Source organism: Nesterenkonia sp. YGD6 (genome assembly GCF_022565895.1).
GTDB lineage: Bacteria > Actinomycetota > Actinomycetes > Actinomycetales > Micrococcaceae > Nesterenkonia.
In genome coordinates, this window is sequence record NZ_JAJOYY010000005.1 from 44,998 (window position 1) to 61,117 (window position 16,120).

General features: G+C 68.6%; 14 protein-coding genes. 2 read left to right on the forward strand and 12 right to left on the reverse strand.

What is annotated here, in order from left to right:
* Positions 1–9: 9 nt before the first annotated feature.
* Positions 10–1,065 (forward strand): A/G-specific adenine glycosylase, encoded by a 1,056-nt coding sequence (locus tag LTI14_RS09060; RefSeq protein WP_241476317.1) that lies wholly within the window; start codon positions 10–12, stop codon positions 1,063–1,065.
* Here LTI14_RS09060 and radA read toward each other — a convergent pair.
* Positions 1,057–2,481, reverse strand: coding sequence for a DNA repair protein RadA (radA, locus tag LTI14_RS09065; RefSeq protein ID WP_241476318.1), 1,425 nt, complete (start codon positions 2,479–2,481; stop codon positions 1,057–1,059). The genes LTI14_RS09060 and radA overlap by 9 nt on opposite strands.
* A 101-nt stretch (positions 2,482–2,582) precedes the next feature.
* Between radA and LTI14_RS09070 the strand changes: the two genes are divergently transcribed.
* Entirely contained in the window at positions 2,583–3,041 is a 459-nt protein-coding gene (locus tag LTI14_RS09070; RefSeq protein ID WP_241476319.1) for a DUF3817 domain-containing protein, read from the forward strand.
* A gap of 119 nt (positions 3,042–3,160) precedes the next feature.
* Here LTI14_RS09070 and LTI14_RS09075 read toward each other — a convergent pair whose 3' ends face one another.
* From LTI14_RS09075 to folK, 11 genes are all read right to left on the reverse strand, one after another.
* A complete protein-coding gene (locus LTI14_RS09075) occupies positions 3,161–5,677 on the reverse strand; it encodes an ATP-dependent Clp protease ATP-binding subunit (protein ID WP_241466342.1) in 2,517 nt (838 codons plus the stop codon).
* Between the two features lie 225 nt (positions 5,678–5,902).
* A complete protein-coding gene (locus LTI14_RS09080; RefSeq protein ID WP_036474614.1) occupies positions 5,903–6,205 on the reverse strand; it encodes a histone-like nucleoid-structuring protein Lsr2 in 303 nt (100 codons plus the stop codon).
* 253 nt (positions 6,206–6,458) lie between these two features.
* Complete coding sequence (locus LTI14_RS09085) at positions 6,459–6,647, reverse strand: hypothetical protein (RefSeq protein ID WP_241466343.1); 189 nt, start codon at positions 6,645–6,647, stop codon at positions 6,459–6,461.
* Positions 6,648–6,726: 79 nt separating this feature from the next.
* The gene (lysS, locus tag LTI14_RS09090; protein ID WP_241466344.1) at positions 6,727–8,256 is read right to left on the reverse strand and encodes a lysine--tRNA ligase; all 1,530 of its coding nucleotides are present in this window, start codon (positions 8,254–8,256) and stop codon (positions 6,727–6,729) included.
* A 109-nt stretch (positions 8,257–8,365) separates the two neighbouring features.
* Positions 8,366–10,366, reverse strand: a complete 2,001-nt coding sequence (locus LTI14_RS09095; RefSeq protein ID WP_241476320.1) for a M13 family metallopeptidase — start codon at positions 10,364–10,366, stop codon at positions 8,366–8,368.
* A 9-nt stretch (positions 10,367–10,375) separates the two neighbouring features.
* Entirely contained in the window at positions 10,376–11,317 is a 942-nt protein-coding gene (gene panC / locus LTI14_RS09100) for a pantoate--beta-alanine ligase (RefSeq protein WP_241476321.1), read from the reverse strand.
* A 93-nt stretch (positions 11,318–11,410) separates the two neighbouring features.
* Positions 11,411–12,337, reverse strand: coding sequence for a Rossmann-like and DUF2520 domain-containing protein (locus LTI14_RS09105; RefSeq protein ID WP_241466347.1), 927 nt, complete (start codon positions 12,335–12,337; stop codon positions 11,411–11,413).
* Positions 12,327–14,141, reverse strand: a complete 1,815-nt coding sequence (locus LTI14_RS09110; RefSeq protein ID WP_241476322.1) for a PH domain-containing protein — start codon at positions 14,139–14,141, stop codon at positions 12,327–12,329. Before LTI14_RS09110 ends, LTI14_RS09105 begins: the two co-directional genes overlap by 11 nt.
* 8 nt (positions 14,142–14,149) lie before the next feature.
* Positions 14,150–14,662 (reverse strand): PH domain-containing protein, encoded by a 513-nt coding sequence (locus LTI14_RS09115; RefSeq protein WP_241466349.1) that lies wholly within the window; start codon positions 14,660–14,662, stop codon positions 14,150–14,152.
* On the reverse strand, positions 14,643–15,191 hold the full coding sequence (locus LTI14_RS09120; protein WP_241466350.1) for a DUF3180 domain-containing protein: 549 nt from the start codon (positions 15,189–15,191) through the stop codon (positions 14,643–14,645). The genes LTI14_RS09115 and LTI14_RS09120 overlap by 20 nt, the downstream gene beginning before the upstream one ends.
* Positions 15,188–16,117: a 2-amino-4-hydroxy-6-hydroxymethyldihydropteridine diphosphokinase gene (folK, locus tag LTI14_RS09125; protein WP_241476323.1), complete on the reverse strand. Its 930-nt coding sequence runs from the start codon at positions 16,115–16,117 to the stop codon at positions 15,188–15,190. The genes LTI14_RS09120 and folK overlap by 4 nt, the downstream gene beginning before the upstream one ends.
* Between the last annotated feature and the right edge of the window lie 3 nt (positions 16,118–16,120).

Consider the following 16,120-nt stretch of genomic DNA (forward strand, 5'->3'; position numbering starts at 1 on the left):
CTCATGGCGATGACACCCGCCGCCGAGTCTCCCGCCAGCGCCACTCCCGCGAGCCCGCCTGCTGCCGCTCGGGACGGCTCCGTCCGTCCCGACGTGGGCTTCACGCCCGAGCCCACGCTGGTCCATGACCGTGTGATCGAGTGGTTCGAGGACAAAGCCCGCCCGCTTCCCTGGCGTGAGCCCGGCTGCACCCCCTGGGGCGTGCTGGTCAGCGAGATCATGCTGCAGCAGACCCCGGTGGTCCGGGTGCTCCCTCGCTGGGAGCTCTGGATGAAGCGCTGGCCTCGCCCGGCTGACCTCGCTGCGGCGCCGACCGCGGAGATCCTCACCGCCTGGGACCGGCTCGGCTACCCACGCCGCGCACTGCGACTGCAGGCCGCCGCGGCGGCCATGGTCGAACGCCACGGCGGGAAGGTGCCCAGCGCTGCGACGGAGCTGCGCGCACTGCCGGGAGTGGGCGAGTACACCGCCGCCGCCGTGGCCTGCTTCGCCTTTCAGGAGCCCGAAGTTGTGGTGGACACCAATATCCGACGAGTCCACGCCCGAGCCTTCACCGGACACGCCCTGCCGGGCAAGACCTACACCTCCGCGCAGCGCCGGCTCGCCCAGGAGCTGATGCCCACCACCGAGCACGACGGCGGCGCCACCGCCTGCGCCTGGAACGCCTCGGCCATGGAGCTCGGGGCGCTGATCTGCACCGCACGCGCGCCACAGTGCCAGTCCTGCCCGGTGGCTGACCTGTGTGCCTGGCGTGCCGCAGGATCGCCACCGCCCACCGCGGAGCAGCAGACCCGCGGCCAGGCCTGGGCGGGCACAGACCGTCAGGTGCGTGGCGCGATCATGGCTGTGCTGCGCACGGGCCAGACCGTGGAGCGCACGGAGCTTCTCGCCGGACTGGCGCTGCCCGAGGCCGCGGAGGAACAGCGGAGCCGGTGCCTGGACTCGCTGCTGCGCGACGGGCTCGCCGCCGCCGATGAAGGGCAGATCAGCCTTCCCGGTGGGCTGGGCGCCTCCGCGCCTGTCCTTGCCGGAACTGCCGCCAGAGATTCTGCAGGCTCAGCCTGACTGGCCGCCGTCGAGCACCAGGTTCAGCGCCTCGGCCAGTGAGCCGACCTCGCGGACCCGCATCCCCTCCGGGGTGGCGTCCTTCTCCGTGCCGGTGGATCTGCGCGGGACGATCGCATGGGTGAAGCCCAGCCGCTGGGCCTCCTCCAGTCGCTGACGCAGACCCGGCACCGGGCGCACCTCCCCAGCCAGGCCCACCTCCCCGAAGGCCACGAACCGGTTCGGCAGCGGCTTCTCCAGCGCCGCGGAGGCCACCGCCAGAGCGATGGAGAGATCAGCCGCGGGTTCAGTGATCCTGACCCCGCCCACTGTGGCCACATACGCCTCGGACTTCATCAGCGCGGTGAGCTTGGCGCGACGCTGGAGCACTGCGAGCAGCATCGAGACCCGGGGAGAGTCCAGGCCGGAGACCGCACGGCGGGGCTGGGCCGCCTGAGACTCGGCCACCAGGGCCTGGACCTCTGCGGTGAGCGGCCTGCGACCTTCCAGGGTGATGGTGATGCAGGTGCCGGGGACGCGTTCGGTCATCGCTGAGACGAAGAGCCCGCTGGGGTCAGCCAGCGAGGTCAGGCCGTCCTCATTGAGATCGAAACAGCCCACATCATCGGTGGGACCGTAGCGGTTCTTCACCGCGCGCAGCAGCCGCAGCCGGGAATGTCGCTCCCCTTCGAACTGACAGACCACATCCACCAGGTGCTCGAGCATCCGCGGCCCGGCGATGCTTCCGTCCTTGGTCACATGCCCCACCAGGATGGTGGTCATGTTCTTGCGCTTGGCCGACTCGATCATCGAGGCGGTGACCTCGCGGATCTGGGTGACGCCGCCGGGGGCGCCGTCGACCTCGGCCGAGGAGAAGGTCTGCACCGAGTCCATGATCGTCAGCTGGGGTGAGAGCTTCTCCACCTGGCCCAGCGCCTGGCCCAGATCGGATTCGGCGGCGAGGTAGAGGCCGTCGGAGATCGCGTCGATGCGTTCGGCGCGCTTCTTCACCTGGGCTGCGGATTCCTCACCGGTCAGGTAGAGCACCGGGGAATCGGGGTGGGCGCGGGCCACCGCGGAGGCCACCTGCAGCAGCAGCGTGGACTTGCCGACGCCGGGCTCGCCGGCCATCAGGATCACCGCGCCCGGGACGAGCCCTCCGCCGAGCACCCGGTCCAGCTCCCCGATGGAGGTGGGACGGAACTCCGCCTCGGAGGCATCCACCTCGTGGATCACCCGGGCCGGCTGAGCAAGCTGGCTCGCCGCCGTCGTTCTGGCAGTGACCTGGCCCTTCTCCTCCACCGAGCCCCAGGCCTGGCACTCCGGGCAGCGGCCGACCCACTTGACGGTCTGCCAGCCACATCCAGTGCATTCAAACGCCGGGGATCCCTTGGACCGGGACTTCCCCGTACTCCGTGACGCGGTGCGAGTTGCCATGGTCCCTACGTTACCGCCGGGCACAGACACATTTCGGCGCACCCCGGTCACAACCCGTACGATGCTCGGAGCCCCCATCCCCCTTTCGACTCAGGAGACCTGTGTTCCGCTCCCCCAAGATGTTCTTCCGCGTGCTGGCCTTCGCCGAAGCCGTCTCCTGGACCCTGCTGATCGGCGGGATGATCCTGCGCGCGACCAACGGCCTGGACATCGCGGTGAGCATCGGCGGCGGCATCCACGGCTTCGTGTTCCTGGCCTATGCCGCGACCGCAGTGATTGTGGCGAAGAATCAGCGCTGGAGCGCCGGCCCCACCTCGGTGGCGGTGATCAGCGCGGTGATCCCCTATGCGACGATTCCGGTGGATCTCTGGCTCAAGCGCAGCGGCCGGCTCGAGGGGCCCTGGCGCACGGCGCTCACCGAAGATCCGCGGGACAGAAGCCGGCATGACCGCGCACTGCGGGTGCTGCTGAACCGGCCCGGACTCGTCGGCGGGGTGCTGAGCGCCGGGGTCGTCATGCTCTTCGTGGTGCTGCTGATCATCGGCCCGCCCGGGGGCTGACAGCCCCGGAAGGCCCGAGAGCTTCAGCGTTGCAGGGACCCAGACATGAGTGAAGCGCCGCCGGATGATTCCGACGGCGCTTCACTCATGTCTGGGTCAGCGCTGGCCGACCCGAGGGATCAGCTCTCGATGGCGGCGGGCTCTTCTGACGCCTCGATCTGATCCTGCGGCTCGTGCCACTCGAAGGTGAGCTTGCGCTCCTTGCCTTCACCCTCGACGCCGATCTCGATGCCGGCGCCGTGGGGGATCTCGCCGTAGAGGATCCGCTCGGAGAGCTCGTCCTCGATCAGGGTCTGGATGGTGCGGCGCAGCGGCCGGGCACCCATCGCCGGATCGTAGCCGGTCTCGGCGAGGAACACCCGAGCGGGCTGGGTGACCTCAAGGGTCATGGCCTGCTCGGCGAGCCGTGAGCGCAGCCTGTTCACGAAGAGGTCCACGATCTGGACGATCTCCTCCTGCTTGAGCTGCGGGAACACGATCGTGTCATCGACACGGTTGAGGAACTCGGGCCGGAAGTGCTGGCGCAGCTCCTGGCTGACCGTGGCCTTCATCCGCTCGTAGTTGGTCGAGGTGTCCCCACTGGAGGTGAAGCCGGTCATCACGTTCTTGGAGATGTCCCGGGTGCCGAGGTTGGTGGTCATGATGATCACCGTGTTCTTGAAGTCCACGGCGCGGCCCTGGGAGTCGGTCAGTCGACCGTCCTCGAGGATCTGCAGCAACGAGTTGAACAGGTCCGCGTGGGCCTTCTCGACCTCATCGAAGAGGACCACGGAGAACGGACGGCGACGCACCTTCTCGGTGAGCTGACCGCCCTCCTCGTAGCCCACATAGCCTGGAGGGGCGCCGAAGAGCCGGGAGACCGTGTGCTTCTCGGAGAACTCGGACATGTCCAAGGTGATGAGGGCGTCTTCGTCGCCGAAGAGGAACTCGGCCAGGGACTTGGCCAGCTCGGTCTTGCCGACGCCGGTGGGCCCGGCGAAGATGAACGAGCCCGAGGGCCGGTTGGGGTCCTTGAGCCCGGCGCGGGTGCGGCGGATCGCCCGGGAGAGCGACTTCACCGCCTCGTCCTGACCGATGACCCGCTTGTGCAGCTCCTCCTCCATGCGGCGGAGGCGATCGGACTCCTGCTCGGTGAGCTTGAAGACCGGGATGCCGGTTGAGAACGCGAGGACCTCGGCGATCAGATCGGCGTCGACCTCTGCGATCTCGTCGATCTGGCCCGACTTCCAGGCGTCTTCCTTGGCCTGGCGCTCTTCGACGAGCTTCTGCTCCTTGTCACGCAGGCTGGCAGCACCCTCGAAGTCCTGGGCGTCGATGGCGGATTCCTTCTCCCGCCGGACGTCTTCGATCTTGCCGTCGAACTCCTTGAGCTCCGGCGGCGCGGTCATCTTCTGGATCCGCAGCCGGGCGCCGGCCTCATCGATCAGGTCGATGGCCTTGTCCGGGAGGAAGCGGTCGTTGATGTACCGGTTCGCCAGCGAGGCGGCGGCTTCAAGCGCCTCCTCGGTGATGGAGACCTTGTGGTGGGCCTCGTAGCGGTCGCGCAGTCCGCGCAGGATCTGCACGGTGACCTCCACGGAGGGCTCCTCGACCTGGATCGGCTGGAAGCGCCGTTCCAGCGCGGCGTCCTTCTCGATGTGCTTGCGGTACTCATCGAGCGTGGTCGCGCCGATGGTCTGCAGCTCACCGCGGGCGAGAAGCGGCTTCAGGATGTTCGCGGCGTCGATCGCACCTTCGGCGGCGCCTGCACCGACCAGAGTGTGGATCTCGTCGATGAACAAGATGATGTCACCGCGGGTGCGGATCTCCTTGAGCACCTTCTTCAGGCGCTCCTCGAAGTCGCCTCGGTAGCGCGAGCCGGCCACCAGGGACCCGAGGTCCAGGGTGTAGAGCTGCTTGTCCTTCAGCAGCTCCGGCACATCGCCGTTGACGATGGCCTGGGCCAGGCCTTCGACGACGGCGGTCTTGCCGACGCCGGGCTCACCGATCAGCACCGGGTTGTTCTTGGTGCGGCGGGAGAGCACCTGCATCACGCGCTCACGCTCGTAGTCACGGCCGACCACCGGGTCCAGCTGCGCTTCGCGGGCGGCGGCTGTGAGGTTGCGACCGAACTGGTCGAGCACCACGGATCCGGCCGGGGTGCCCTCGTTGGCGCCGCCCTGTCCGACGCCGGCGCCTGCCTTCTCCTGGTTGCCCCCGGAGTAGCCGGAGAGCAGCTGGATGACCTGCTGGCGGACCTTGTTCAGGTCGGCGTTCAGCTCCACGAGCACCTGGGCTGCGACACCCTCGCCCTCACGGATCAGGCCCAGCAGGATGTGCTCGGTGCCGATGTAGTTGTGGCCCAGCTGGAGCGCCTCGCGCAGCGAGAGCTCCAGGACCTTCTTGGCGCGCGGGGTGAAGGGGATGTGACCGCTCGGCGCGTTCTGGCCGGGTCCGATCTTCTCCTGCACCTTTTCGCGCACGCCGGTCAGTGAGATGTCCAGCGACTCAAGGGCCTTGGCCGCGACACCCTCACCTTCGTGGATCAGGCCGAGCAGAATGTGCTCGGTGCCGATGTAGTTGTGGTTCAGCATGCGTGCCTCTTCTTGGGCAAGCACAACCACGCGCCTGGCGCGATCAGTAAATCTCTCGAACATAGCCACAGACACTCCTAGCGTTGGTGCTCTGCCTCAAGGCTACGGGCATCGCGCGGTCTAGTCGCCGCTGTTCGCCATAGGGAAAAGTTCTGCCTGCTCCGACGGCTCCCCGGAAGGGTCGCTGCGCCGGGCACGAGCGAAGCCCGGCCGCAGCATCATGCTGCGTCCGGGCTTGAGGCCAACCTCGGTCGGTCGTCTTCGCAGCACCGCAACGGGTGCGCAGAATCAGCGCTTCTTGGCGTTTCGGTAGGCCTCTACGATGTCGCGGTGCAAGCGACCTCGGCTGGAGACCTGATATCCGTTCTTCACGGCCCAGTCACGAATCTGACGGGCTTCATTCTGCGGCGAGGGCGGGGCGATGGCCCGACCCTTGCGGATGTACTTCTTCAGCGTCTCGCGAAGCTCCTTGGCGTGCTCTTCGCTGAGGTCAATCTCATAAAAGCGGGAGTCCAGCCCAAATGTGACCGTCTCCTTTGCTTCGCTGCCGTCAAGATCATCGACGAGAACCACTTCTACCTTCTGGGCCATCTCATACACCTCACTGCTCACTCACACGCCGAGACGCAATGGGTCTCATCTCGCTCGGCGCATTTCTCGCTGCGATAGATCAAGAACGATCTATGTGAAGCCAAGTATTTCAAGAAATACAATTCACGGTCAAGCTGGAGAGATTGTTACTTTTTCGGAGCCGGAAGATGATTCTCATATGGAACCAGTTTCTCGGCTGGAGACGGCCATGACGGCGCCATGAGAATCATGGATCCGGCAGCAGATCAGGTGTTCAGCTGTGCGGGCCAGAAGTCGGCTCATCGCGCTGAACTCCCTGCTGAGAGGCCTCTTCGCGCACCTGAATCTCGGCGGCGCGCTCATTCCGATCAGCCCGGAAGATGGCGCGGATAGCCAGCCAGAAGACCAGCCCGACGCCGATGGAGGGGGCAAGAACTTCGAAGTACGTCCAGAAATTTTCCATGGAATTCCTTGCTTACATTCAGGTTAAAAAACTGTCGCTGCCATTGCTAATCATGCTACGTCTTTGCGCGGCATGACGTTCACGCCTGCGCTTCAGGTTTCAGCAGCGGGAAGAGGATCGTCTCGCGAATACCGGTGCCGGTGAAGAGCATCACCAGGCGGTCGACGCCCAGACCGATGCCCCCCATCGGTGGTGCACCATATTCCAGGGCCCGCAGGAAGTCCTCGTCGTGCTGCATGGCCTCGTCGTCACCGGCGGCCGCCATCCGGGCCTGTTCCACCAGGCGTTCCCGCTGCAGCACGGGGTCCACCAGCTCGGAGAAGGCGGTCCCGCGCTCCATGCCCCCGATGATCAGGTCCCAGGCCTCGATGACGCCGGGCTTGTCTCGGTGGGCGCGGGCCAGCGGCTGTGCCGCAGGCGGGTAGTCACAGACGAAGGTGGGCTGGATCAGCGTGGGCTCGACGATCTCGGCGAAGAGCTCGATCACCAGCTTCTGCGCGTCCCAGGCCGGGTCCACGGAGACCTCGCGTGCGGCCGCGACGGCGCGCAGCGTCTCGGCGGGAGTCTCAGGAGTGATCTCCTGCCCCACGGCCTCGGAGAGGCCCGGGTAGACCGAGACCCAGGCCCACTCGCCGTCGAGGTCGATGACGCCCTGATCCGTCGGGATCTGACGGCTCGCCCCGGCGGCATCTGCTGCATTCAGAATCATCTCGCGCATCCGCTCGGCCATGACGTACATGTCCGCCCATGCCTCATAGGACTCCAGCGTGGTGAACTCCGGGGAATGCGTGGAGTCCACACCTTCATTGCGGAAGACCCGGCCGATCTCGAAGACCCGATCGATGCCGCCCACCACGGCGCGCTTGAGGTAGAGCTCGGTGGCGATGCGCAGCGTCATGCCCTGATCAAAGGCGTTGAGATGGGTCTGGAAAGGCCGCGCCTGGGCGCCGCCGTGGATCAGCTGCAACATGGGGGTCTCCACCTCCACGTAGCCGCGTCCGTGCAGGGTCTCGCGGAGGGAGCGGGTGATCGCGGCACGACGGAAGACCATCTGCCGCGCCTCGTCCCGCACGATCAGATCCGCGTAGCGCTGACGCACCCGGGTCTCCTCGTTGAGCTCCGCGTGGAGCACCGGCAGCGGCCGCACGGCCTTGGAGGCGATCTCGAAGGAGCTCGCCATGATGGAGAGCTCCCCGCGGCGCGAAGCGATGACTTCACCGCTGACCCGGACATGGTCACCGAGATCCACGAGCGACTTCCAGTCGGCGAGCGCGGCCTCCCCCACCTCGGCCAGGGAGATCATCGCCTGCAGCCGGACTCCGCTGCCGTCGGGGCCGCCCTCCTGCAGCGTGGCGAAGCACAGCTTGCCGGTGTTGCGCACGAACATCACGCGACCGGTCACCGCCACCGTCTCGCCGGTGGAGGCCCCGGGCTCCAGGTCCGGGAAGCGCTCCCGGACCTCGCTCAGCGAGGCGGAGCGCTCGACGTTCACCGGATAGGGCTGGACCCCGGCGGCGAGCAGGCGCTCACGCTTGTCCAGGCGCACGGCGCGCTGGTCGTGGGTGTCAAGGTCATTGGCGCCGGAGGCGGCGGAATTCTGGGCAGTCACAGTCGGCCATTCTACGTGCCGTGCGCCCTGCCTGAATCGCGGCGGCAGTCCCGTCGCCCCGTCGCTCCGACCGGGCCGAGGCAGCCCTCAGGCAGCCTGGGCCCCGCAGTCACCAGATGGTGACGCGCTCCCGCGGCGACAGGTACATCCCGTCCCCGGGCTGGGTCTCGAAGGCGGAGTGGAAGGCGTCGAGGTTCTTGACCACCTGGGTGGCGCGGAACTCGGCCGGTGCGTGCGGATCGATGCTGATCAGCGTGACCGCCCGCTCGGGGCGGGTGAGGTTCCGCCAGGCCTGCGCCCAGGCGAAGAAGAACCGCTGGTCAGCACTGTAGCCCTCGACGTCGGCGGCCTCAGCGCCCTGTGCCTGCAGCCACACCCGGTAGGCCTTGTGCGCGATGCCGAGCCCGCCGAGATCACCGATGTTCTCACCCAGGGTCAGCTCGCCGTTGACCTTGTGCTCCGGCGCCTGGGAGGGGGTGAGTGCGCTGTACTGCTCCACCAGCTTCGTGGTGCGCTCCTCGAAGGCGCTGCGGTCAGCCTCGGTCCACCAGTTGCTCAGCGAGCCGTCGGCGCCGTAGCGGGACCCCTGGTCGTCGAAGCCGTGTCCGAGCTCATGGCCGATGACGGCCCCGATGGCGCCGAAGTTCTGCGCCATGTCCCGCTCGGCGGAGAAGAACGGGAGCTGCAGGATCGCGGCCGGGAAGCAGATCACGTTCTCCAGCGGCGAGTAGTAGGCATTGACCGTCTGGGGGTGCATGTGCCACTCGTCGGGGTCCGGTCCCTCGTCGAGCTTGGTGATGTCGCGCTCCCATTCGAACGCCGCGGCACGGCGGACGTTTGCCACCACATCGGTCGGGTCCACGTCGACGCGGGAATAGTCGATCCAGCGCTCAGGGAAGCCGACCATCGGCTTGAACGCGTCGAGCTTCTCCAGCGCGCGGCCCTTGGTCTCCTCCCCCATCCAGCTCAACTCGCTGATGGACTGGCGGTAGGCCTCGATCAGCGCGTTGATCAGCTCGTCCATCGCGGCCCGCGCCTGAGGCGGATAGTGCCGGGCCACGTAGATCTGCGCCACGTCCTCACCCAGGTGGGCGTTGGTCAGGGCGACCCCGCGCTTCCAGCGCTCCTTGAGCTGCTGGGCTCCGGAGAGCCGCTTGGAGTAGAAGTCGAAGTTCTCGTTCACCAGCTCTTCGTGGAGCAGCGGGGCCGCCCAGCGCAGCAGCTGGACTCGCAGCCAGAGCTTCCAGGTGCGCAGCGGCTGCTGAGTCAGCGCCGCCTGCATCCCGGGGAGCACGTCGGGCTGGGCGAGCACGAGCTGCTCGGTGTGCCGCGGCTGCAGCCCCCAGCCGGCGAACGCCTCGCGCAGCAGCGGCATGAAGGTCTCGGCCTCGTCGTCGGTCACCAGGTTGTAGCGCTTCTGCGCATCACGCAGGGTCACCTTGTCCCAGTGCTCGGCGGCGATAACACCTTCGAGTTCGACGACGGCGGCGGCGGCGTCCGCGGCGTCGTCGACTCCGCTGAGCTCAAGCACCCGGACCAGGTGGTCCTGGTACGCGGCGAGGATCTCGGCCAGCTTCTCGTCGCGGTAGTAGGACTCATCGGGCAGACCGAGTCCGGACTGCATGACGTGCCAGAGCATCCGGGTGGGATCTCCGGCGTCGCGCATGGACCCGGCGACGAGGAGCCCGTCCACGCCCTGGCGCTGCCAGGCGGCGGAGAGCCGAACCAGATCCTCCACGCTCCGCACGGACTCCAGCTGCTCCAGCATCGGCTCGATCGGACTCAGCCCGCGCCGCTGAGCGGCCTCGACATCCATGAAGGAGGTGTAGAAGGCACCGATCCGGGCCGGGATGGCCTCCGCGGCGGCGTCGAGCTGCTCCGCCTTGATCTCTCCGGCCGCGGCCTGCTCCAGGATCTCCCGGACATCAGCCTCGGCCTTGTCGCGCAGCTCATGGAAGGACCCGTAGGCGTCCATGTCCGCGGGGATCTCGGCGGTCTTGAGCCATTCACCGTTGACGTGGCGCTGCAGGTCGTCCTGCGGGCGCACGTCATGATCGATGTACGGGAAGGAGGCGGGTGCGTTCGGGCTGCTGCTCGCGGTATCGGTCATGGTTCCAGCCTACTCCCGGGGCTGTGACCTGCCCGGACTCAGGATCACGTTGTCGATCAGCCGCACCGGTCCGACCCGGGCGGCGATCAGCGCCAGCGCACGCCCGCGCAGCACCCCGTGCTCGTCGAGCAGCGCGTCGCCGGGCTGGAGCTCCTCCAGGGAGTCCGGGTCGACGACGACCAGGTAGTCCAGCTCCACACCCTCGGCAGATCTCAGCTCCTCCACCTGATCGGCCACTCCCAGCCGGCGCTCGGAGGCGGCGTCCTCGCTCAGCGCGAAGAGCGCGGCGGGAATGGCCAGCGCCGCGGAGTAGTCGGTCTCATCCAGGCGCTGGTTCCTGCTGGAGAGGGCCAAGCCGTGCTCATCCCGCACGATCGGAACGGTGCGGATGTCCACGTCGATGTTCAGGTCTGCCGTCATCCGGGTGATGATCGCGACCTGCTCGGCGTCCTTGGCGCCGAACCAGGCCTCGAGCCTCGCGGGCGCCGGGGGACTCATGATGTTGAAGAGCTTCGCGACCACGGTGACCACCCCGTCGAAGTGTCCTGGGCGCGCGGCCCCCTCCCAGCGGGTTCCGAGCTGCCCGGCGCTGACCCGGACCAGCGGGGCGTGCGAGTCGCCGGGGTACATCTGCGCGAGGTCCGGGGTGAAGATCAGATCGACCCCGTGGGCACCCAGCAGGGCGACGTCGCGCTCTGGCGTGCGCGGATAGTGGAGGTAGTCGGCGTCGTCGTCGAACTGCAGCGGGTTCACGAAGATCGAGGCGATCACGATGTCTGAGGCAGCCCGGGCGGCGTCGACCAGAGCGGCGTGTCCGGAGTGCAGCGCCCCCATCGTGGGGACCAGCCCCACCGCGGGGGCGGCCCCGCGTTCGCGGACGTGCGCGGCGACGGCCTCGGCGAGCGCGGCGCGGAAGCTGGAGACAGTGGTCAGTACCTGCGGTGGAGTCACCGGGACAGTCTAGGACCGCGCGCGGCGCTCGCCTGTCGCCCGTCGCGTCGGTCAGGGGCAGCGGGGCGGGGCGGAGGCTGCGAGAAGCGCGGGTCAGGCGTCGAGGACGTCGAGCAGCTCGGCGGCCTTCGCGGCGGTGATCATGCTGCGATCCAGGGCACGCTGGGTGGTCGCGCGCGCCATGGCCATATACGCGGTGCGGATGTCGGCGGGCAGCTCCGAGGTCGCCAGCAGCTGCACGTGATGCCGGAGCGTGCCGACATCTCCGCGAGCCACCGGCCCGGTCAGCGCGCCCTCCCCCGAGGCCAACGCGTTGTCCAACGAGGCCTGCATCAGCGGGCGCAGCACGGTCTCGGCGCGCTCCACCCCGATCCGGTGCAGCATCTCGGCTGACTGCCCGGTGATCGTGTTCAGGTGGTTCGAGGCGTGCGCCAGCGCCGCGTGATAGGTCAGCCGGTCGGCCTCGCGGATCACCACCGGCTCCCCGCCCATCTCCACCACCAGTGCCTGCGCGATCGGCAGCACGGGCCCCGGCGCGGTGACCCCGAAGGCACAGGTGTGCAGCTTCTGCAGGTCCATGCTCAGCCCGGTGAAGGTCATCGCCGGGTGGATCGCCAGTCCGATGGCGCCGCTGCGCTGGGCGGGAGCGAGCACCTCGGTGCCGTAGCGGCCGGAGGTGTGCACGATCAGCTGACCGGCCTGGATGTGGCCGGCCTCGGCCAGCCCGGAGACGAGCTCGGCGAGGGCGTCGTCGGGCACCGCGAGCAGGACCAGCTCAGCCCGGCGCATGATCTCCGGGATCTCCAGCACCGGCACCCCGCCCAGCAGGGATTCGGCGCGGTTGCGCGAGTCCTCCGAGACGGCGTGGGCGCCGATCACCGAGTGACCGGCCCCGCGCAGCGCCGCGCCCAGCACCGCGCCGACCTTGCCGGCGGAGATCACGCCGACGCCGAGGCGACCTTCCCGCTGGGAGGGCGGGAGTTCCGCGGCATAGGGATCCACGGGCTGCTCAACGGTCACGGGGGTCCTGTTCCTGGTAGGTCGACGGGGCAGCGGGGTGTGCCGGTCCGGTGGTGCTGGGCTCCGCCGGTGCCGCCAGCGCCTCGGCGGCCTTGCGCTCGAACTCGCGGAGCTCCTCGAGGCGCATCCACTGATTCCGATCGCTGTAGCGGCGGGCCTGGGCGGCATGATCGGACTCGTATTCGAAGAGGTCCTTGACCGCGTCGAGGTCCTGGTTCTTCAGCTTCGCCGCGAACGGGCCGGCCGGGGAGTGGATGAAGATGTCAGCGATCGCTCGCCGGCGCTGCAACGGCCCCTGGGTCAGGCTCAGCGACTGGATCCGCTCATGCGGGACCATCGTCAGCTGCCGCGAAGCCCTTCCGTCGCGGAACATCAGCGCGGTGGGGGTGGTGCGGAACCCGCGACGACGGCGCACGATCGGGTCGAAGAAGCGGGCCCGGCGGGGCACCTCGGTGTAGCCGAGCTTCGTGCCTGAACCGGTGAGCCCGGCGGTGAAGACCTCTTCGGGGTTCTCGACCTGCAGGTCAGGGAACATCTCCGCGGCGGTGACCATCACGTCGTCGAGCCGACCCACGGGCAGCAGCACCGAGCGCTTCTCCCCGATGCCGTAGCCGGCGACGGTGACCACGATCTTGAACCACCTGAACGGGCGCCAGAGCACCGGCTGCTGGATCTGCAGCGCCTGCACCCGACCCGGAGGGATGGTCTGATTGGTGGTCTCGAGCAGCCCGTAGCGCACGCGCAGCCCGGAGCTGGTGGCGGTGGAGGTGAATCCGAAGCCGGAGCTGAACTGCTGGTAGTAGATCGTGATCGCCGCGATGCCCATCGGGATGACGGCCGGGAGTGCGGCTCCGGTCAGCACGGCCCAGATCGACACCGACCCCCCGTCGGAGCCGACCGCGAGACCGATCCCGACGGCGACCACGGCCATGACCACGATGACCAGGACGAAGATCGTCCCCCAGCCGCTCAGCACCGAGCCGATCAGCCGTCCGGTGGGGACCTTCGCGATGAGGCGGTCCTGATGCGCGGCGCGATGCAGACCCGCAGCTGCACGGCCGGTGGGGGTGGGATGAATCGGGGCGTAGGGGTCGTGCGCGGCGTAGGGATCATAGCGGTGGGCAGCCTCCGCGTCGTCGGGATGCGTGAAGCCGGCATACGCGGAGTCGGGACCCGCACCACCGGGCACCTCCCCGAATCCCTCGACTTCCGCCGGCGACTCGCTCCGGCCGGCGGCGCGGTCCATGATCTCGGAGCGCAGCTCTTCGGCCTGGGACCTCTTCAGGAACGCCAGGGTGGCGGCGGTGCCGTCGCCCTCGGCCACCTCGAACTTCAGCTCGGCGAGGCCGGTGAGCCGGGCGAGCAGCGGCTGGCGCAGGTCCACGGCCTGGACCCGGTCGATCCGGGCCTGACGGTGCTGGCGCACGAAGATCCCGGACTTCACCATCACATGCTCGGCGGTGATCTTGTAGCGGGTGAACCACCAGGAGAGCGCGAAGCCGGCGAAGATCAGCGCGACCACCAGCAGCACGCCGCCGGCGCCGAGCAGGAACGGCATCGGGTTGGACTCCACGTTGCGCTGGATCTCGCCGCTGCGGAACGCCTCCCAGGCATCCAGCCAGCTCTGCCAGTTGTAGCTGAGCAGGAGGCCCGGGATGGCGACGACGGCGAGCCCGCCGCGCACGACGGGGCTCAGCGGGTGGACCTTGGTCCAGGTCGCGTCGAACCAGCGCTCGGAGGTGCGCTTCGGCTTCTCGGTGGCGTGGTCCTCGGTGGCGTGGTCCTCGGTGGCTTGTTCGTTCATGCGCCGGCTCACAGACCAGCCAGGCGAGCCTGGCCGCGGACCGAGAGCTCTTCACGCAGCCGTGCGCCCTCCTCGCGGGAGGCGCCCGGGATCACGGCGTCGGTGGCTGCAGCGGCGGTCTTCAGCTGGACCGTGCAGAGCCCGTAGCGGCGCATCAGCGGCCCGGCCTCGATGTCGACGTACTGCAGCCGGCCGTAGGGCACCGCGACGACCCGCTGGAAGAGGATGCCGCGGCGGATCAGCAGATCGTCCTGGCGCTCGTGGTAGCCGATGGCCCGGATCCGACGCGGGATCAGCCAGAGGTCCACGGCCGCCCAGGTCAGCAGCACGGCGGAGACCACGATCTTGATCCACAGCGGGATGCCGCCGAAGACCCCGAGGGTGTCGAGCACGATCGGGGTACCGACCACTGCCAGGGTGATCACCCAGCCGAGGATGCCGGTGATGAACTTCACGGTGATGTACCGCTCGTCCACCCGGGTCCAGGTGACACCTGTGGGATCAATGGGTTCCGCGGGCATAGCCCTCCTCGGGTATCGGTCCTGTGTTGCGTTCGGGCTCTCTGCGGCGCCCCTCGCCCGGTGGATTCTCGTCCGGGGGGATCCTGCAGAGCAGCTCGACGACGAATCCAATGATCACCCAGATCGTTCCTCCCGTGATCATCAGCAGGGATGAGTTCACGTTCGGCGCGGTCAGCGCTGCGGCAGGCACCAGGTCCCCGAGGATACCCGCATGCCAGCCGGCGATCAGCGCCCCGGCGTAGGCGCCGGCCTGTCCGGCGGTGAGGACCCGGACGGCGTGGAGCGGGTGCAGGCTGCGCTGGCTGCGCCGACCCTTCGCCGCCGCGGTCGCGATCCTGCGCTGATCGCGCCAGACCATCAGCCCCAGGGTCAGCACGATCAGCGCGATCCCGAGCAGGGTCACCAAGGAGGTCCGCGGCAGCACCGGGGAGCCCATCCCGTGGGCGGACAAGTAGACGGTGGTGATGAACCCGACGAGGGCGGCGACGGCGCCGATGATCAGCAGGCGCAGCACGGAGAGCCGGCTCATCGCGCACTCTCCAGCGGTTCCACGGCGCCGGCATCGGCGGCATGCCGAGCGAGTTCGGCCACCGGCGCTCCGGCCAGCTTCGCCTGCGGGTCCATCCAGGTCCAGGGGACCAGCACGAATCCACGCTGTGCGGCCCGCGGGTGCGGGACCTGCAGCGTCACCGAGGAGATTCCTGCCTGGCCGTAGGTGATGATGTCGATGTCCAGGGTGCGCGGGCCCCAGCGGATCTCGCCGTTCGCGGCGCCGCGGGCCCGGTGATGTTCCTGCTCGATCTGCTGGGTGCATCCCAGCAGGGCATGCGGGCTCAGCGTGGTGGCGATCTCGATGACCTGGTTGTGGAAGTCAGGCTGCCCGGCAGGCCCGCCCACCGGCCTGGTCTTGGCCACCGGGGACTGCTTGAGCACCCGCACCTGCTCCACGCGGTCCAGCGCGGCGACCGCCGAGGCCAGCGTCACCGCTGATTCCCCGAGGTTGGATCCCAGCGCCAGCACGGCGGTGACCTCCGCGGCGGGGGCGGCGTCCGGGTCCAGGCCGGGAACCAGGTCGGCGCGGTCCCGGCGGGCGGTCACCGAGACGTCCTGGAAGGTCTGGGTCAGCGGCGCCTGCGGCTTGTGCACGGTGATCTCCGCGGCGGCAAGGCGCTCATCGCCGGCAAGGATCTCCCGGGCCAGGTGATCGGCGAGGGCCTCGATCAGGTCGAAGGGCTCGCCGGTGATGGCGGCGTGGATCAGCTCGGCGATCTCCACGTAGGAGACGGTGTCGGCGAGGGCATCGCTGCGACCGGCGGCGCGGAAGTCCACCGTGAGCTCGGCGTCGACCCGGAAGATCTGGCCCTCGCGCTTCTCGAAGTCGAAGACCCCATGGTGGCCGGTGGCCGTGAGTCCGGTGAGCCGGATGGTGTCACGGGAGCTGCTCCTGCTGGACATCCT